General features: G+C 62.7%; 17 protein-coding genes and 1 tRNA gene. All 18 read left to right on the forward strand.

Annotated elements, in window-relative coordinates:
* The coding region (locus OEX18_12595; protein MDH4338103.1) for a hypothetical protein at window positions 1-115 on the forward strand (115 nt) is incomplete at its 5' end.
* Window positions 116-129: 14 nt separating this feature from the next.
* Entirely contained in the window at window positions 130-279 is a 150-nt protein-coding gene (gene rpmG / locus OEX18_12600) for a 50S ribosomal protein L33 (protein ID MDH4338104.1), read from the forward strand.
* A gap of 31 nt (window positions 280-310) precedes the next feature.
* Window positions 311-386 (forward strand) — tRNA-Trp (locus OEX18_12605).
* 19 nt (window positions 387-405) lie between these two features.
* A complete protein-coding gene (gene secE / locus OEX18_12610) occupies window positions 406-591 on the forward strand; it encodes a preprotein translocase subunit SecE (GenBank protein ID MDH4338105.1) in 186 nt (61 codons plus the stop codon).
* Window positions 592-694: 103 nt separating this feature from the next.
* Window positions 695-1,225 carry a transcription termination/antitermination protein NusG gene (gene nusG, locus OEX18_12615; GenBank protein MDH4338106.1) on the forward strand — a complete coding sequence of 177 codons (531 nt, stop codon included), beginning with the start codon at window positions 695-697 and terminating at the stop codon, window positions 1,223-1,225.
* Between the two features lie 81 nt (window positions 1,226-1,306).
* Complete coding sequence (rplK, locus tag OEX18_12620; protein ID MDH4338107.1) at window positions 1,307-1,768, forward strand: 50S ribosomal protein L11; 462 nt, start codon at window positions 1,307-1,309, stop codon at window positions 1,766-1,768.
* 5 nt (window positions 1,769-1,773) lie between these two features.
* Window positions 1,774-2,475, forward strand: coding sequence for a 50S ribosomal protein L1 (gene rplA / locus OEX18_12625; GenBank protein ID MDH4338108.1), 702 nt, complete (start codon window positions 1,774-1,776; stop codon window positions 2,473-2,475).
* 21 nt (window positions 2,476-2,496) lie between these two features.
* A complete protein-coding gene (gene rplJ / locus OEX18_12630) occupies window positions 2,497-3,012 on the forward strand; it encodes a 50S ribosomal protein L10 (GenBank protein MDH4338109.1) in 516 nt (171 codons plus the stop codon).
* Window positions 3,013-3,070: 58 nt separating this feature from the next.
* Window positions 3,071-3,469, forward strand: a complete 399-nt coding sequence (gene rplL, locus OEX18_12635; protein MDH4338110.1) for a 50S ribosomal protein L7/L12 — start codon at window positions 3,071-3,073, stop codon at window positions 3,467-3,469.
* A 202-nt stretch (window positions 3,470-3,671) separates the two neighbouring features.
* Window positions 3,672-7,472, forward strand: a complete 3,801-nt coding sequence (gene rpoB / locus OEX18_12640) for a DNA-directed RNA polymerase subunit beta (protein ID MDH4338111.1) — start codon at window positions 3,672-3,674, stop codon at window positions 7,470-7,472.
* 149 nt (window positions 7,473-7,621) lie between these two features.
* The gene (locus tag OEX18_12645; GenBank protein MDH4338112.1) at window positions 7,622-8,551 is read left to right on the forward strand and encodes a hypothetical protein; all 930 of its coding nucleotides are present in this window, start codon (window positions 7,622-7,624) and stop codon (window positions 8,549-8,551) included.
* Between the two features lie 23 nt (window positions 8,552-8,574).
* The gene (locus OEX18_12650) at window positions 8,575-9,003 is read left to right on the forward strand and encodes a T9SS type A sorting domain-containing protein (GenBank protein MDH4338113.1); all 429 of its coding nucleotides are present in this window, start codon (window positions 8,575-8,577) and stop codon (window positions 9,001-9,003) included.
* A gap of 62 nt (window positions 9,004-9,065) precedes the next feature.
* Complete coding sequence (gene rpoC / locus OEX18_12655; GenBank protein ID MDH4338114.1) at window positions 9,066-13,187, forward strand: DNA-directed RNA polymerase subunit beta'; 4,122 nt, start codon at window positions 9,066-9,068, stop codon at window positions 13,185-13,187.
* A 200-nt stretch (window positions 13,188-13,387) separates the two neighbouring features.
* Window positions 13,388-13,762 (forward strand): 30S ribosomal protein S12, encoded by a 375-nt coding sequence (gene rpsL / locus OEX18_12660; protein MDH4338115.1) that lies wholly within the window; start codon window positions 13,388-13,390, stop codon window positions 13,760-13,762.
* Window positions 13,763-13,786: 24 nt separating this feature from the next.
* A complete protein-coding gene (rpsG, locus tag OEX18_12665) occupies window positions 13,787-14,257 on the forward strand; it encodes a 30S ribosomal protein S7 (GenBank protein MDH4338116.1) in 471 nt (156 codons plus the stop codon).
* Between the two features lie 198 nt (window positions 14,258-14,455).
* Complete coding sequence (gene fusA / locus OEX18_12670) at window positions 14,456-16,561, forward strand: elongation factor G (protein MDH4338117.1); 2,106 nt, start codon at window positions 14,456-14,458, stop codon at window positions 16,559-16,561.
* A 42-nt stretch (window positions 16,562-16,603) separates the two neighbouring features.
* Window positions 16,604-17,791 carry an elongation factor Tu gene (gene tuf, locus OEX18_12675; GenBank protein ID MDH4338118.1) on the forward strand — a complete coding sequence of 396 codons (1,188 nt, stop codon included), beginning with the start codon at window positions 16,604-16,606 and terminating at the stop codon, window positions 17,789-17,791.
* A 24-nt stretch (window positions 17,792-17,815) separates the two neighbouring features.
* Window positions 17,816-18,124 (forward strand): 30S ribosomal protein S10, encoded by a 309-nt coding sequence (rpsJ, locus tag OEX18_12680; protein ID MDH4338119.1) that lies wholly within the window; start codon window positions 17,816-17,818, stop codon window positions 18,122-18,124.
* Window positions 18,125-18,127: the final 3 nt, after the last annotated feature.

The raw sequence follows: 18,127 nt of genomic DNA on the forward strand, positions 1-18,127 counted from the left end.
GGAGATGGAGATCGAGTTGATCACGCCGATCGCGATGGAGCTGGAGCTCCGGTTCGCGATCCGTGAGGGCGGTCGCACGGTGGGTGCCGGCGTCGTCACCGAAGTCATTCAGTAAGAGAGGGATGAGGCGTGAGAGACCACGTAACGCTGGCGTGCAGCAAATGCAAACGCCGCAATTATACGACCACCAAGAACAAGAAGAAGCACCAGGACCGCGTGGCGCACAAGAAGTACTGCCGCTGGTGCAACTCGCACACGGAGCACAAGGAAACGCGCTAGCGCATTCCGTGGCGAGAACGACCGGACACACAGGCCTGTAGCTCAATTGGTAGAGCACCGGTCTCCAAAACCGGGGGTTGCAGGTTCGAGTCCTGCCGGGCCTGCCATTTACGACGGAAAAATGAGATGAAAGAGCGCATCGTCATATTTTTCAACGAGACCAAGACGGAGCTCAAGAAGGTCACCTGGCCCACGCGTGAGGAACTCAAGCAGTCCACACGCGTGGTGATCATCGCCACCTTTCTCGTGACGATTTTCATCGGCATCGTGGACCAGATCCTGAGCCGGATCATCAAGCTGGTCTTCGGTTAAGACGGTACGTTTGGAGCCGCGCATCGCAATGAGCGAGAACAACGAAATCAAAGAGCAGTCGGCAGCGGCGGCGTCCACCCCCGAGGTGGAAGAAGTCACCAAGATGCCGATGCGCTGGTACGTGGTGCACACGTACTCCGGCCACGAGAACAAGGTGCGCGAGAACATCCAGAAGATGATCAACGCGTCCTCGATCCGTGATCATTTCGGCCAGATCGTGGTGCCGACCGAAGAGGTCGCCGAGATGAAGAAGGGGAAGAAGACCATCACCACGAAGAAGTTCTTCCCCAGTTACATCATGATCGAGATGAACATGTCGGACGAGGCGTTCCATCTGGTGACCGATCTACCGGGTGTCACCGGTTTTGTCGGTACGTCGTCGGGGCCGCAGCCGCTGACCAAGCCGGAAGTGGAGCGGATCCTCGGCCGCATGGACAAGGAAAAGCAGACCATCATTCCGGAGATTCCGTTCACGCTGGGCGAGCACATCCGCATCAAGGATGGTCCGTTCAGCGACTTCACCGGCGTGATCGACGAGATCAACGCCGAGCGCGGAAAGCTCCGGGTGTTGGTGAGTATCTTCGGGCGAGAGACCCCCGTCGAACTCGACTTCTTGCAGGTCGAAAACATCTAAACGCGTTACGACCGCGCGTGCAGTGCCCGGCAAGGGGCCGCGCCGCCCGTGGTGGTCGTTTGCATACTGGAGAAATTCGTCATGGCAGCTCCCAGCAAGCCCGCAGCAAAGGGCGGTAAAGGCAAGAAGGTCGTAACCGTGGTGAAGCTGCAGATCCCGGGTGGAAATGCCACGCCCGCGCCGCCGGTGGGTCCGGCGCTCGGTCAGCACGGCGTCAACATCATGGACTTCTGCAAGCAGTTCAACGCGCGAACGCAGCAGCAACAGGGCGTGATAACGCCGGTGCTGCTCACCGTCTTTTCGGACCGCTCGTTCGACTTCATCACCAAGACGCCGCCGGCGTCGGTGTTGCTCAAGCAGGCCGCCGGCCTGGCCAAGGGCTCGGGCGAACCCAACCGCAACAAGGTTGGCAAGGTGACCTCGGAACAGGTGCGCAAGATTGCGGAAACCAAGATGCCCGACCTCAACGCGGTCGACATCGAGGCAGCGATGAAAATGGTAGCCGGAACGGCCCGCAGCATGGGCCTGCTGGTGGAGGACTGAGAGATATGAAGGAAGGCAAGCGTTACACGACGGCCACGGCCAAGGTGGAGCACGGCAAGCTCTACGATCTCGACGAGGCGGTACGCCTGGTCAAGGAAACCGCAACCGCCAAGTTCGACGAGACCATCGAGCTCTCCGCGCTACTGGGCGTGGATCCGCGCCAGGCGGACCAGCAGGTGCGCGGCACGGTGGTGCTGCCCAACGGCACCGGGCGCACGGTGCGCGTGCTGGTGCTGGCGCGCGGCGAGAAGGAACGCGAGGCGCGTGACGCCGGCGCCGACTTCGTGGGTGCCGACGAGTTCATCCCCAAGCTCACCGGCGGCTGGACCGACGTGGATGTCATCATTGCCACGCCGGACCTCATGGGTGAAGTGGGCAAGCTGGGCCGCGTGCTCGGTCCCCGTGGCCTCATGCCCAACCCCAAGAGCGGCACGGTGACCTTCGATGTGGCCAAGGCGATCAATGACGTCAAGGCCGGCAAGGTGGAGTACCGCGTCGACAAGAACGCCAACCTGCACGTGCCCATCGGCAAGCGGTCGTTCGACCAGGAGAAGCTGCTCGAGAACCTGAAGGTTCTCATCCACGAAATCGTTCGCGCAAAACCTGCCGCGAGCAAGGGTCGCTACATCAAGAGTCTGTCGATCTCGTCCACCATGGGACCGTCGGTGAAGCTCGACAGTCAGAACATCGTCGTCACGCTGCAGTAAGCGGCACAGTTGGAGGAAGTCATGGCCCGTCCCGAAAAAGTCGCGCAGGTCGATCTCGTAACCGAGTCGATCACCGCCGCCCGGTCCGTCGTTCTGTCGGATCTGACGGGGCTCGACGTCGCAAAGATCACGGAGCTGCGCCGGCGCTGTCGCGCCGAGGGCGTCGAGCTTCGTGTGGTCAAGAACACGCTGGCAAAGCGGGGCATAAAGGACACGCCCGCGGCCGCGCTCGAACCCCACTTCCGGGGCCCGACGGCCATTGCCATCAGCCGCGACACCGAGAACGTCGCGGCCAAGGTGCTGGTGAAGTTCGCCGAGGAGTTCGAGCTGCCGAAATTCAAGGCGGCCTTCCTGGACGGCAACGTCATCGACGCCACCGGCGTACTGGCGCTCGCGAAGCTTCCGTCCAAGCCGGAAATGCTCGCGCAGTTGCTGGGAGGCATCCAGGGTCCCGCGCGGAACCTGCTGGGTGTCATGGAGGGTCCGCTGCGGAACCTCCTCAGTGTGATGAAGCAGGCATCGGAGAAACAGTCGTAGGTGTGAGGCAGGCGCCTCGAAGTGCTGATCAGAAACCATCGGTGAAGGAGTAGAGATCATGTCGGAAGCAGTGAAGTTGAGCAGTTCCAACGCCCAGACGGCCATGGAGGCCATCGAGAAGCTGACGCTCCTCGAGATGTCGGAACTCGTCAAGGCGCTGGAGGACAAGTTCGGCGTCACCGCGGCGTCGCCGATGGCGTTTGCCGCGATGCCCGGTGCGGCAGCGGCCGCGCCTGCCGAGGAGAAGACCGAGTTCGACGTTATTCTCGCCGCCGTGGGTGCGGAGAAGATCAAGGTCATCAAGGTCGTGCGTGCGATCACGGGTCTGGGTCTCAAGGAGGCCAAGGATCTCGTGGAGGGTGCTCCCAAGCCTGTCAAGGAAGGCGTGCCCAAGGCCGAAGCGGAAGAGCTCAAGAAGCAGCTCGCCGAGACCGGCGCGACCGTCGAAGTCAAGTAACGCGCGTCGCGTTTCGACGGGACCGGGCGCCCCATGCGGGCGTCCGGCCGTCGGCGCGCTTTCTGCGCGAAGCTTTTACAGGCGCAGCGGTGTATAACCCTGCGCCCGCGCGCGTCCCTGCCAGTGGGTGCGGGCGGTTGCAGACTGCGAAAGACCCCGTTACTTCGAGGACACGATGATCAAGAAGCCCGAAAAAGCTATTATGTCGTACCCCCGGGACGAGCACGGACGCGTGCAGTTCGCCAAGATCCCGGAGGTCATGGACATTCCCAATCTCCTCGCTATCCAGCTGGAGAGCTACGCTGAGTTCCTGCAGCGCGAAGTCGCCATCGACAAGCGCAAGGACCAGGGACTCGAGGCCGTCTTCAACTCGGTTTTCCCTATCGAATCGCCCAAGGGAAAGTACAAGCTCGAGTACCACGGCTACATCATCAGCGAACCCAAGTACTCCGAGGAGGAGTGCAAGGAGCGCGACCTGACCTACGCGGCGCCGCTCAAGGCCCGTCTTCGCCTCGTTATCAATGAGGAAGACGAGGAGAGTGGCGAGAAGCGCCTCAAGGACATCATCCAGAGCGAGGTGTTCCTGGGCGAAATCCCCATTCTCACCCGCAAGGGCACCTTCATCATCAACGGTGCCGAGCGCGTGATCGTCAGCCAGTTGCACCGTTCGCCGGGCGTGTTCTTCGGCGACGAGATTCACCCCAACGGCAAGCGCCTGTTCAACGCGCGCATCATTCCGTATCGCGGCTCGTGGGTGGAGTTCACCGTCGACATCAACGATGTCATGTTCGTGAACATCGACCGTCGCCGCAAGATTCCGGTATCGGTGCTGCTCAAGGCGATGGGCTTCGACACCAACCAGTCGATCCTGCGCCTGTTCCATCAGGAAGAGGTCGTCCGCCTGGGGGCCAAGAGCAAGAAGGACGAAGAGCTGGTGGGCCGCGTCTCTATCCAGGACGTCACCGACAAGGGTTCGGGCGAGGTCATGCTGGAGGCAGGCCAGATGATCGACGACAAGATCATCGAGAAGCTGCGCGAGGCCAAGGTCACCCAGGTGCACTGCATCAAGTACCCCGAGAACGAAAGCCCGGAAGACGACGTCGTTCTGAAGACGCTCAAGAAGGACAGCTCGCAGGGACAGGACGCGGCGCTCAAGAAGATCTACAACCTTATTCGTCCCGGTGATCCGCCGAACCTGGAGACGGCGCGCGCGCTGCTGCAGCGCATGTTCTTCACGCCCAAGCGCTACGACCTGGCGCCGGTGGGGCGTTACAAGATCAACCGCCGCCTCAAGCTGGATGTTCCCATCGAGACCACCACGCTGGATCCGGCCGACTTCGTGGCCGTGATTGCGTGCCTGCTCGACATGAAGGCGGCCGACGCCGAGCCGGATGACATCGACCACCTGGGCAACCGCCGCATTCGTTCGGTGGGAGAGTTGCTGGCCAACCAGTTCTCCATCGGACTGGCGCGCATGGCGCGTATCGTCAAGGAGCGCATGACGCTCCAGCAGGACAGCGACCAGATCACGCCGTACGACCTGATCAACGCGCGCACCGTGTCCGCGGTGATCCAGTCGTTCTTCGGATCGAGCCAGCTCTCGCAGTTCATGGACCAGACCAACCCGCTCGCCGAGCTGACGCACAAGCGCCGGCTCTCCGCGCTGGGACCGGGCGGTCTTACCCGCGAGCGCGCCGGCTTCGAAGTACGCGACGTGCACTTCACGCACTACGGCCGCATGTGCCCCATCGAGACGCCGGAAGGTCCCAACATCGGGCTGATCAGCTCGCTGGCCACCTTCGCGCGCATCAACCAGTACGGTTTCCTGGAGACGCCGTACCGCCGCGTGGACAACGGCCGCGTCACCGAGGACATCGCGTTCCTCTCCGCGGACGAAGAGGCCGACTGCATCATCGCGCAGGCCAACGCGCAGGTAAACGAGAAGGGCCAGTTCCAGGCCGACAACGTGCTGGCGCGCTGCCGAAGCGACTTCCCCGTGGTGGAGCCGTCGCAGCTGCAGTACATGGACGTGTCGCCCCGCCAGCTGGTGAGTGCGGCCGCGTCGCTGATCCCGTTCCTCGAGCACGACGACGCCAACCGCGCTCTCATGGGCTGCAACATGCAGCGCCAGGCGGTTCCCCTGCTTACCGCGCAGTCGCCGCTGGTCGGCACCGGCATGGAAGGAAAGATCGCGCGCGATTCGGGCGTGCTGGTGATCTCGCGCCGCGCGGGCACCGTGATGAGCGTGTCGGGTGAGCACATCGTGGTGGATCCGGGTGGCCGCAAGGACACGCTGGATGACTACTCGGACTACGAGGGCATGGACGAATATCCGTTGCTCAAGTTCAAGCGCTCCAACCAGGACACGTGCATCAACCAGAAGCCGCTAGTTCACGTGGGCGAGAAGATCAAGGCCGGCCAGGTGCTGGCGGATGGTCCCGCCACCGAGAAGGGCGAGCTGGCGCTGGGCATCAACGCGCTGGTCGCGTTCATGCCGTGGCTGGGCTACAACTACGAAGACGCCATCGTGTGCAGCGAAGCTTTCCTCAAGCAGGACAAGTTCACCAGTCTGCACATCGAGGAGTTCGAGTGCCAGGTCCGCGACACCAAGGCGGGCATGGAGGAGATCACGCGCGAGATCCCCAACGTCGGCGAAGAGGCCCTCAAGAACCTCGACGAGGACGGCATCGTGCGCATCGGCGCGCGCGTGAAGGCGGGCGATATCCTGGTGGGCAAGGTGACGCCCAAGGGCGAGACCGAGCTGTCGCCGGAAGAGCGCCTGCTGCGCGCCATCTTCGGCGAGAAGGCCGGCGACGTGCGCGACGCCTCGCTCAAGGCGCCTCCGGGCATGGACGGCATCGTGGTTGGCATCGAGGTGTTCTCGCGCAAGGAGCGCGATGACAAGTCGCGCAGCCAGGACAAGATCCGCCTCAACAAGCTCAAGAAGGGACGCGACCAGGAGGTGGAGCGGGTCAAGTACATCCGCCACCAGAAACTGGAGCGGCTCATGGTGGGTGAAACCAGCGAGAAGCTGGTGCACGCCGAGACCGGCGAGGTCATCGCCAAGGCCGGGCGCAAGATCACCGACAAGTTCTTCGAGGAGATCGATCTCGACAACCTGCAATGGGGCCTCGCCATCGTGAAGGACCCCAAGGTCGATCGCCAGGTGCAGGTGGTGCTGGACACCGCCGCCAAGGCCATCGAGCGCATCGACGTGCAGTACGAGAAGGAAGTCGAGCGCGTGACACGCGGCGACGAACTTCCGCCCGGCGTATCGCGCCTGGTCAAGGTGTACGTGTTCCGCAAGCGCAAGCTGCAGGTGGGCGACAAGATGGCGGGACGCCACGGCAACAAGGGCGTGGTGGCGCGCGTGGTCCCGGTGGAGGATATGCCGCACCTGCCAGACGGCCGCCCGGTGGAGATCGTCCTGAACCCGCTGGGCGTGCCGAGCCGAATGAACGTGGGCCAGATTCTGGAAACCCACCTCGGCTGGGCGGCGCACGCGGGCGGTTACGCCGTCACCTGTCCGGTGTTCGACGGCGCCTCGGTACTCGAGATCAAGCAGGCGCTGCGCGAGCAGGGCCTGCCCGAGACCGGCAAGAGCATGCTGTTTGACGGCCGCACGGGCGAACCGTTCGAGCAGGAGGTCACCGTGGGCTACATCTATATGATGAAGCTCTCGCACCTGGTGGACGACAAGATCCACGCCCGCTCCATCGGACCGTACTCGCTGGTGTCCCAGCAGCCGCTGGGCGGCAAGGCGCAGTTCGGCGGGCAGCGCTTCGGAGAAATGGAAGTGTGGGCGCTGGAAGCCTACGGCGCAGCGTTCTGCCTGCAGGAGCTGCTCACCGTGAAGTCGGACGACATCCAGGGACGCGCCAAGATCTACGAAGCGATCGTAAAGGGCGAGAACCCGGCCGAGCCGGGCATCCCCGAGTCGTTCAACGTACTTGTGAAGGAACTTCAGAGCCTCGCTCTGGACATCGAGCTGGAACGAGGCTAGGCAAGCAGTACACGCTCGGGTTGGGGCGACTCTCGGGGGAACAGGTTAAGACAAACGACATTTTTCGCTCTCTTTTCCGACGAAGCGGAGTTGCACGCGGACGAGACACTCACAGAGCGTATGGCCCGTCAGTTAGGAGCGCAAGAGCTATGAAGTCCGCGATGAGGCAAGGGCTGCTGATCGCCGTGGCCGCTGGTCTGGCAGGTTCATGCGCCACAGGAGTTGTACTCGCAACGACGAGCGCGGGCGACACCTGGGACGTTTCGTCACTCCGTGACGCCGACATAGTGGTGCGGGGCACAGTGGCCTCCATCACGGAGGGAACCGTGCGGCAGGCGGACTTCTGGATGCTACCGGAGAGTGAGATGTTGCGAGACAAGACGGTGGCTTACGTGACGATGCACGTTAACGAAGTTCTGAGAGGCCCGGCTCAGTCTGGCGACTGGACACTCATGGTGTATAACCATCCTCTGGAAGTGGATGGTTTCTTTCCGGTTGGTCAAGAGATGGTTGTGTGCGGCTTCTTTCATCCGCGGTTGCGCCTCTACTACCAAACAGCGGCTAAGAGTCGCTATCTCAAGACGGGCAGCGATTGGGCCTCTCGAGATGGTGATCACACGTCGACCATTTCAGACTCTGCGATGCGGGCAAGCGTGAGGCAGTGGGAACTTGCGAACGTCATCGAGCAAGCGGAGTTGATTGTTGAAGGGGAAGTGGTGGCCGTTGAGAAATCGGTCATCACTGGGCCGGACGGTGCCAAAGCAGAGCTGGCCAAGATTTCCTTGCGTGTTGATCAACTGGATAAGGGCAGAGTGGTCGGCATTCCCCGCATAGACCTCGTGGCGATAACAAGAGGCCGATATTCTCCCGAATGGCGAATGCCTGTGCCGAAGAACTACGTGGTGGGCCAACGATGGCTGTGTATGCTCAAACGCAATGAGCACGGTTGGTATTCTTTTGCTGGTGTCAATGGGCTGTTTCAGGTGGTTGATGGTGGGCTTATCTACGCGGAGCGCGTAACTTATTGGCGAACCCGATCCTACGTAAGGGAAGCGATTCGTCTTCAGCCGGGGAGATAGCGATTGGAACTGCGGAGTTTACTGTGGCGTCGTCCGAGCCGCTGAGCCTTTCAGAAGAGGACTTTGAGCTTGTAGTGGGCGACATTCTTGCGGGCCCGTCAACGATCTCGACGAACGCCAGCCAGCGGCAGTTGTCGCTTGTCGAGCGGCTCCTTACTGTGGCGCCGGCGACGTACAGAAACGAGCTTGCGCAGAACTATCCGAACCCGTTCAACCCGACCACGACGGTCGCGTTTTCGGTGGCCGAGGATGCAAATGTCGATCTGCGCATCTACGATGTCCGGGGTGCCGCGGTGAAGACGCTCGCGAATGAGCGCTTTCAGGCTGGTGTCCACCGCCTGGGATGGGATGGCTACAACGACCGGGGCCAGCCCGTTGCGAGCGGGGTGTACTTTTACAAGCTCGTGGCGGGGTCGTTTACGGACACGAAGAAGATGACGGTGATCAAGTGAGTGGGCGGCCTGGGGCTGCTCGAATCGACGGAGCGTATCGCCCGTCAGTAGGAGGAGTCTAGGTGTTCATCAACCTGGAGAAAGATCGCAGGAAGCCGACCGACTTCAAGTCGATCCGCATCATGCTGGCGTCGCCCGAGCGCATCCGCGAGTGGAGCTATGGCGAGGTCACCAAGCCGGAGACCATCAACTACCGCTCGTTCAAGCCGGAAAAAGACGGCCTGTTCTGCGAGCGCATTTTTGGCCCGGTGAAGGACTGGGAGTGCAGTTGCGGCAAGTACAAGCGCATCCGCTACCGCGGCGTCATCTGTGACCGCTGCGGCGTGGAAGTGACGCGCGCCAACGTGCGCCGCGAACGCCTGGGCCACATCGAACTGGCCGTGCCGGTTTCGCACATCTGGTTCTTCAAGGGGCTGCCCAGCCGCATCGGCCACCTGCTCGACATGACCATCCGCGACCTCGAGCGCGTGCTCTACTACGAGTCGTTCATCGTGGTGGACCCGGGCAACGCGCCGGTCAAGGAGAAGCAACTGCTCTCCGAGGACCGCTTCCTCGAGTTGGAGGACCAGAACCTGGAGTTCACCGCGCGCATGGGTGCGGAGGCCATCAAGGAACTGCTCAAGCGCATCGACCTGAACGAGCTGTCCAAGGAACTGCGCACCCGCATCGAGACCGAAACCTCGGTGCAGCGCAAGAAGGACCAGCTCAAGCGCCTCAAGGTGGTGGAGGCCTTCCGTGGTTCCGAGAACCGCCCCGAGTGGATGATCCTCGACGTGATCCCGGTGCTGCCGCCCGAGCTGCGCCCGCTGGTGCCGCTGGAGGGCGGGCGCTTCGCCACCTCCGATTTGAACGATCTCTACCGCCGCGTCATCAACCGCAACAACCGGTTGAAGAAGCTCATCGAGATCAAGGCGCCGGAAGTCATTCTGCGCAACGAGAAGCGCATGCTGCAGGAGGCCGTCGACGCGCTGTTCGACAACGGCCGCCGCTCGCGCGCGGTGCGCGGCCAGGGCAACCGGCCGCTCAAGAGCCTCTCTGACATGCTCAAGGGCAAGCAGGGCCGTTTCCGCCAGAACCTGCTCGGCAAGCGCGTGGACTACTCGGGCCGTTCCGTGATCGTGGTGGGACCGGAGTTGAAGATCTACGAGTGCGGCCTGCCCAAGAGCATGGCGCTCGAGTTGTTCAAACCGTTCATCATCCGCAAGCTGGAAGAGAAGAACTACGTGCAGACGGTGAAGAGCGCCAAGAAGCTCGTCGAGCAGGAGAGCCCGGAAGTCTGGGACATCCTCGAGGAGATCATCCAGGAGCACCCGGTGCTTCTGAACCGCGCGCCCACCCTGCACCGCCTCGGCATCCAGGCTTTCCAGCCGGTGCTGGTGGAGGGCAAAGCCATTCGTCTGCACCCGCTGGTGTGCGCGGCGTTCAACGCCGACTTCGACGGCGACCAGATGGCCGTGCACGTGCCGCTCTCCTACGAGGCGCAGCTCGAGGCACGCACGCTGATGCTCTCGGCGCACAACATCCTTTCGCCCGCCAACGGCAAGCCGCTCGCGGTTGCCTCGCAGGACATGGTGATCGGGGCCTACTTCCTCACCATGGCCAAGAAGGGCGCGCGCGGTGAGGGCAAGGCCTTCTACTCCATGGAAGAGGTGGAGATTGCGCTGGCGGCCGGCCGGGTCGACCTGCACGCGCGCATCAAGCTGCGCTGGAAGGGCGAGATCATCGAGACCACCGTGGGGCGTGTGCTGTTCAACCGCATCATCCCCGAGGATCTGCGCTACAAGAACGACGTGCTCGACAAGAAGGGGCTCGCGGGCTTGGTGGCGGAGGCGTTCGACAAGCTCGGCCTCGAGCACACCATCCGTTTCCTCGACGACCTCAAGGACGCCGGCTTCGGCTTTGCGACCAAGAGCGGACTGACGGTGGGAATGGACGACCTTATCGTTCCGATCGGCAAGCAGGACATCATTGCGCGCGCCGGCAAGGACGTCGGTAACATCCTCCTCCAGTACGAGGAGGGCGACATCACCGACGGCGAGCGCTACAACAAGATCATCGACACCTGGACCCGCGCCACCAACGAGGTGGGCGAACTCATGATGGAGGGCCTGCGCAAGGACCGCGACGGGTTCAACCCCATCTTCATGATGTCGGACTCCGGGTCGCGAGGCAGCAAGGACCAGGTTCGTCAGCTGGCCGGTATGCGTGGCCTGATGGCGAAGCCGCAGAAGAAGATCACCGGTCAGATCGGCGAAATCATCGAGATGCCTATCGTGGCCAACTTCCTCGAGGGTCTCTCGGTGCTGCAGTACTTCATTTCCACGCACGGCGCCCGCAAGGGTCTGGCCGACACCGCGCTCAAGACCGCCGACGCCGGGTATCTCACCCGCCGCCTGGTGGACGTGGCGCAGGACGTGATTGTCAACGTGCCGGACTGCGGCACCATCATGGGCATCGATATCTCTGCGCTCAAGGAAGGCGAGGAGATCATCGAGTCGCTGTCCGACCGCATCCGCGGCCGCGTGACGGTGGACGACGTTCTCGATCCCATCACCGGCGACAGCATCATCGAAGCCAACCAGATGCTCACCTGGGACCTGGCGGCGCTGGTGGAAGACCGGGGCGTGGAGCACGTAAAGATTCGCAGCGTGCTCACCTGCGAAGCCAAGCGCGGCGTGTGCGCACTCTGCTACGGCACCAACCTCGCCACCGGCCGACTGGTCGAACGCGGCGAGGCGGTGGGCGTCATTGCGGCACAGTCGATCGGCGAGCCGGGCACGCAGCTCACCCTGCGAACCTTCCACATTGGTGGTATCGCCGGACGTATCGCCGAGCAAACGCAGAAGATCGTGAAGTATCCCGGCAAGGCCACCTTCAAGGGGTTGCGCACGGTGACGGGGCGCAAGGGCAAGCCCATCGTGATCTCGCGCAAGAGCGAGTTCCTGCTGCTCGACGAAGGCGACCGCGTACGCTCGCGCTTCGGCGTGCCCTACGGCGCCGAACTCAACGTGACGCCCAACGACATGGTCGAGGCCAACACCGTCATCTACCGCTGGGATCCGTACTCCGACGTCATCCTTGCCGACAAGGCCGGCACGGTTCGCTTTGGCGACCTGGTGCTGGACGCGACCATTCGCGAGAAGATCGACGAGAAGACCGGCAAGATGCAGATGGTGGTCATCGAAGACCGCGATAAGAAGTTGCACCCGCACATCCAGATGCTGGACATGGAAGGCAACATCATCGGCAACTTCATCATCCCCACCGGCGCACAGGTGCTGGTGAAGGATGGTCAGGAGATCCACGCCGGCGATACGTTGTGCAAGATCGGCCGTGAGACCGCGAAGACCAGCGACATCACCGGCGGTCTGCCGCGGGTGGCGGAGCTGTTCGAGGTGCGCAAGCCCAAGGAATCCGCGGTGGTGTCGGAGATCGACGGCACGGTGGAGTTCGGGCCGATCACGCGCGGCATGCGCAAGATCATCATCAAGAACGAGAACCTCGACGAGCGCACCTACATAATCCCGCAGGGCAAGCACCTGCGCGTGTACGAAGGTGACCGCGTGGAGGCGGGCGACAACCTCACCGAGGGACCGGTGAACCCGTTCGACATTCTCGCCATCAAGGGTGTGAATGCGGCGCAGGAGTACCTGGTCAACGGGATCCAGGAGGTCTACCGCCTGCAGGGTGTGGGCATCAACGACAAGCACATCGAGGTGATCGTGCGCCAGATGCTCCAGAAGGTTCAGATCGAGGATCCGGGCGACACCATGTTCCTCGAGGGCGACCTGCTGGACAAGACCGTGTTCCGCGAGGAGAACGAGCGCATCATGGGCGAGGGCGGCCGGCCGGCTACCTTCAAGCCGATGCTGCTGGGTATCACCAAGGCGTCGCTTTCCACCGAGAGCTTCTTCTCGGCGGCGAGCTTCCAGGAGACGACGCGGGTCCTCACCGACGCCGCGGTGCGCGGCAAGCGGGACCGGCTGCTCGGATTGAAGGAAAACGTGATTATCGGGCACCTGATCCCGGCCGGGACGGGTGTGAAGGACTACGACTATATCGACATCACATCGGCGGGTGACGACGACGAGTTCGTCGGCATGCCCGACGAGGCCGGTATGGACGACCGGGAGGATCTCGAAGAGCCCCTCTCGGCGGTGGGCAAGGAGTCCATGGAGAAGTAGGCCTGCCCGCCCACAAAGGGGCTTGACAGGCCCGTGAAAAGCGGATACAGTCCGTGCTTCGCGGCTCCATCACTTCCTCACCGGAAGTCCTGGTAACCACTAGAATTTAAATAAGTTAGAAAACCCCCGCACCCGGCCTTCGTGGAGTTATCCACAGCCTGTCGTTGCGCGGGGATTTTTGCGCCGAAAACGGAGGAATTGTGCCGACGATCAACCAGCTCATTCGCCGCGGGCGGACGGACAAGCCGACCCGTTCCAAGACCCCGGCGATGGCCGCGTGCCCGCAGAAGCGGGGCGTGTGTACGCGCGTCTACACGCAGACGCCCAAGAAGCCGAACTCGGCGCTGCGCAAGGTGGCGCGTGTGCGGCTCACCAACGGCATCGAAGTGACCGCGTACATCCCGGGTGAAGGGCACAACCTGCAGGAGCACTCGATCGTTCTGATTCGCGGCGGCCGCGTCAAGGACCTTCCGGGTGTTCGCTACCATATCGTGCGCGGCGTGCTCGACACCTCGGGTGTCGAGGGGCGGCGCAACAGCCGGTCGAAGTACGGCGCCAAGCGCCCGAAGGCGTAACCGCAAGCGGCAACGAGGGATACGATGTCGAGAAGGAAACGTTCCAGGAACAAGGAATACCTCGGGGATCCGAAGTACAACGACGTGCTGGTCGCACGGTTCGTGACGTACATCATGCGCAAGGGGAAGAAGTCGACTGCCGAGAGCATCGTCTACGACAGCTTCGACCTCATCGAACAGAAGAGCGGGCAGCGCGGCATCGAGGTCTTCAAGAAGGCCATCGACAATGTCCGGCCCGCGCTGGAAGTCTCGTCTCGTCGCGTCGGCGGTGCCACCTACCAGGTGCCCACCGAAGTGCGTTCGACGCGGCGAGTGGCCCTCGCCATGCGATGGATTTCGGGCTACGCCCGCATTCGTTCGGAGAAGACCATGTCCGAGCGACTCGCAAACGAGTTGATGCAGGCGTCCCGGATGGAGGGCCCGTCCGTCAAGAAGAGGGAAGACACCCACAAGATGGCGGAGGCCAACAAGGCGTTCGCCCACTTCCGCTGGTAAGTCCCACGGACGGTTTGGAAGCGGCTCTGGCCGCGCGAACCTTTAACCCCGGCGACCGGATGTCGCGCGTTGACCGGGCCACATAGTCAGGTCTCGGAAGCTCTCAAACAGGGAAGCTGAGCAAAAACCCCCTCCGGCATCGCCGGACGGCGCGGCCGTGTGCCCGTCGCCGCGAACGCGGAGGAATCGGCAGGATATATGGCGAGGAAGATACCCCTAGATCGCGTACGCAACATCGGCATCATGGCCCACATCGATGCCGGCAAGACCACGGCCACGGAGCGGATCCTCTTCTATACGGGGAAGACGCACCGGCTGGGCGAGGTCCATGAAGGTACGACCACCATGGACTGGATGGTCCAGGAGCGCGAACGCGGAATCACCATCACGTCGGCGGCCACCACCTGTGCCTGGAAGAACAACAAGGGGCAGGAGATCCGCATCAACATCATCGACACGCCCGGCCACGTGGACTTCACCGCCGAGGTGGAGCGCAGCCTGCGCGTGCTCGACGGCGCCATCGCCGTGTTCTGTGCGGTGGGCGGTGTGGAGCCCCAGTCCGAGACGGTGTGGCGGCAGGCGGACAAGTACAAGGTGCCGCGCATTGCCTTCGTCAACAAGATGGACCGCATGGGCGCGGACTTCCTGAACGTGGTGCGGATGATGCACGACCGCCTGGGAGCCAACGCGGTGCCGATCCAGTTGCCCATCGGCGCGGGCGAGCTGTTCAACGGTATCATCGACCTGGTGCGCATGAAGGCGTTCTTCTATCACGAAGACACCAAGGGCATGACGTACGACATGGCTGAGATCCCCTCGGACCTGCTGCCGCTGGCCAAGGAGCACCGCGCCAAGCTGGTGGAGAACCTCTCCGACTTCGACGACGAGCTCATGAGCCAGTTCCTCGACTCCGGTGAAGGCTCGCAGGAGACGCTGCGCGCGGCCATGAAGCGCGCCATGCTGGAGGGCAAGTTCGTTCCCGTCATGTGCGGGTCGGCGTTCAAGAACAAGGGTGTGCAGAGGTTGCTCGACGCGGTCGTTCACCTGCTTCCCTCTCCTGCCGACGTCCCGCCTGTCACCGGTCACGATGTGTACAGCACCACCGAGATCATCCGTAAGGCTTCCGACGACGAGCCGTTCTCCGGTCTGGTCTTCAAGATCATGACCGATCCGCATGTGGGCAAGCTCACGTATATCCGCGTCTACAGCGGCAATGTCAGCACCGGCACCACGGTGATCAACACAACCACGAGCAAGAAGGATCGCATCGGTCGTCTCATCCAGATGCATGCCGACAAGCGCGAGGAGATCGAGACGGTTTACTGCGGCGACATCTGCGCCGTCATCGGCCTGAAGGACGCGCGCACCGGCGACACGCTGTGCGACATGAAGAACCCCGTCGTGCTCGAGCGCATGCACTTCCCCGAGCCGGTGTTGTCGGTTGCCATCGAGCCCAAGACGGCCGGCGACCAGGAGAAGCTGTCCGAGGCGCTCATCAAGCTGTCCGATGAGGATCCCACCTTCCAGGTGCGCACCGACGATGAGACGGGTCAGACCCTCATCTCCGGCATGGGCGAGCTGCACCTCGAGATTCTGGTGGACCGCATGTTGCGCGAGTTCAAGGTGAGCGCCAACGTCGGCAAGCCGCAGGTGGCCTACAAGGAGGCCTTCGGCAAGCCGGTGGAAGCGGAGCACAAGTTCGTCAAGCAGTCCGGCGGCCGCGGCCAGTATGGCCACGTGGTCATCCACTGCGAGCCGGCCGACGAGGGCGTGGACTTCGTGTTCGAGAACAAGGTTGTGGGCGGCACCGTCCCGCGCGAGTACGTTCCCGCGGTCGAAAAGGGCATCAAGGGTGCCCTCACCGCCGGCGTGCTGGCCGGCTACCCCGTGGTCGGGGTGAAGGTGCAGCTGCTGGACGGCTCGTACCACGAGGTCGACTCCAGCGAAATCGCCTTTCAGGTGGCCGCGTCCATGGCGTTCAAGGAAGCCATGCGCAAGTCCAACCCGAAGCTCATCGAGCCCATCATGGAAGTCGAAGTCGTCGTGCCCAAGGAGTACATGGGCGACGTCATGGGCGATCTGAGTTCGCGCCGCGGCAAGATCGGCGGCATGACGCAGCGCCAGGAGGCGCAGGTCATCGCGGCGCGCGTGCCGCTGGCCGAGATGTTTGGTTATGCAACGGCGCTTCGTTCGCTCACCCAGGGGCGCGCCGTATACACGATGCAGTTTGCGTGCTACGAAGCCGCGCCCAAGAGCGTGGCCGAGGAAGTCATCAGCAAGTTCCAGGGGAAAGTGGCGAACTGACGCCCACGCTGAACTCTTAGGACGACAGGTAAGGAGGATCCGATGGCCAGGGAGAAGTTCGAGAGGACAAAGCCGCACGTAAACGTGGGGACGATTGGTCACGTGGACCACGGCAAGACGACTCTGACGGCGGCGATCACGAAGGTGCTGGCGAGGACGGGCGGTGCAAAGTTCGTGGCGTTCGATCAGATCGACAAGGCGCCGGAAGAGCGCGCGCGCGGGATCACGATTGCGACGGCGCACGTGGAGTACCAGACGAAGAACCGTCACTACGCGCACGTGGACTGCCCGGGTCACGCGGACTACGTGAAGAACATGATCACGGGTGCCGCACAGATGGACGGCGCGATCCTGGTGGTGAGCGCGGCGGACGGTCCGATGCCGCAGACGCGGGAGCACGTGCTGCTGGCGCGTCAGGTGAACGTTCCGTACATGGTTGTCTTCATGAACAAGTGCGACATGGTGGACGATCCGGAGCTGCTGGACCTGGTGGAGCTGGAGGTTCGGGAGCTTCTCTCGAGCTACGAGTTCCCCGGGGACGAGGTGCCGATCATCCGGGGCAGCGCGCTGAAGGCGCTGGAGGGTGAGGACGATGAGAGCGGCAAGTGCATCATCGATCTGATGGAAGCGGTGGACAGCTACATACCGACGCCGAAGCGCGAGAAGGACAAGCCGTTCTTGATGCCGGTGGAAGACGTGTTCTCGATCACGGGGCGCGGGACGGTAGCCACGGGCCGTATCGAGCGCGGCGTGGTGAAGGTGAGCGACAAGGTTGAGCGCGTGGGCATCAAGGAGACCAAGGAGACGGTGGTGACGGGTGTGGAGATGTTCAGGAAGCTCCTGGACGTGGCGGAGGCTGGGGACAACGTGGGGTTGCTGCTGCGCGGCATGGAGAAGGAAGACATCGAGCGGGGGATGGTGCTGGCGGCACCCAAGAGCATCACGCCGCACACGAAGTTCAAGGGGAAGGCGTACATCCTGACCAAGGAAGAGGGTGGGCGTCACACGCCGTTCTTCAACGGGTACCGGCCGCAGTTCTACTTCCGGACGACGGACGTGACGGGGGTTGCGACGTTGCCGGGTGGGACGGAGATGGTGATGCCGGGCGACAACGTGGAGATGGAGATCGAGTTGATCACGCCGATCGCGATGGAGCTGGAGCTCCGGTTCGCGATCCGTGAGGGCGGTCGCACGGTGGGTGCCGGCGTCGTCACCGAAGTCATTCAGTAAGTGCGTGCTGAGAGGAGCCCAGCGTTGGAAGGCCAGAGAATCAGAATCAAGTTGAAGGCGTACGAGCACGCGACACTCGATCGCACCACGGATGACATCGTCCGCACGGCGCGGCGCACGGGCGCCCGCGTCATCGGGCCGATTCCACTTCCGACGCGACGCTCGGTGTACACGGTTCTCCGTTCGCCGCACGTGAACAAGAAGTCACGTGAACAGTTTGAGATTCGAATCCACAAACGGCTGATCGACCTGACGCACACGACGCAGCAGACGATCGACGATTTGACGAAGCTCGTCCTTCCGGCGGGCGTGGACATCGAGATCAAAACGTAGGTT

It is taken from the genome of Candidatus Krumholzibacteriia bacterium (genome assembly GCA_029865265.1).
GTDB lineage: Bacteria > Krumholzibacteriota > Krumholzibacteriia > WVZY01 > JAKEHA01 > JAKEHA01.

Coding starts and splice junctions, on each gene's coding strand:
- secE (MDH4338105.1), top strand. CDS start 406: ATGAAAGAGCGCATCGTCATATTTTTCAACGAGACCAAGACGGAGCTC.
- nusG (MDH4338106.1), top strand. CDS start 695: ATGCCGATGCGCTGGTACGTGGTGCACACGTACTCCGGCCACGAGAAC.
- rplK (MDH4338107.1), top strand. CDS start 1,307: ATGGCAGCTCCCAGCAAGCCCGCAGCAAAGGGCGGTAAAGGCAAGAAG.
- rplA (MDH4338108.1), top strand. CDS start 1,774: ATGAAGGAAGGCAAGCGTTACACGACGGCCACGGCCAAGGTGGAGCAC.
- rplJ (MDH4338109.1), top strand. CDS start 2,497: ATGGCCCGTCCCGAAAAAGTCGCGCAGGTCGATCTCGTAACCGAGTCG.
- rplL (MDH4338110.1), top strand. CDS start 3,071: ATGTCGGAAGCAGTGAAGTTGAGCAGTTCCAACGCCCAGACGGCCATG.
- rpoB (MDH4338111.1), top strand. CDS start 3,672: ATGTCGTACCCCCGGGACGAGCACGGACGCGTGCAGTTCGCCAAGATC.
- OEX18_12645 (MDH4338112.1), top strand. CDS start 7,622: ATGAAGTCCGCGATGAGGCAAGGGCTGCTGATCGCCGTGGCCGCTGGT.
- rpsG (MDH4338116.1), top strand. CDS start 13,787: ATGTCGAGAAGGAAACGTTCCAGGAACAAGGAATACCTCGGGGATCCG.
- fusA (MDH4338117.1), top strand. CDS start 14,456: ATGGCGAGGAAGATACCCCTAGATCGCGTACGCAACATCGGCATCATG.
- tuf (MDH4338118.1), top strand. CDS start 16,604: ATGGCCAGGGAGAAGTTCGAGAGGACAAAGCCGCACGTAAACGTGGGG.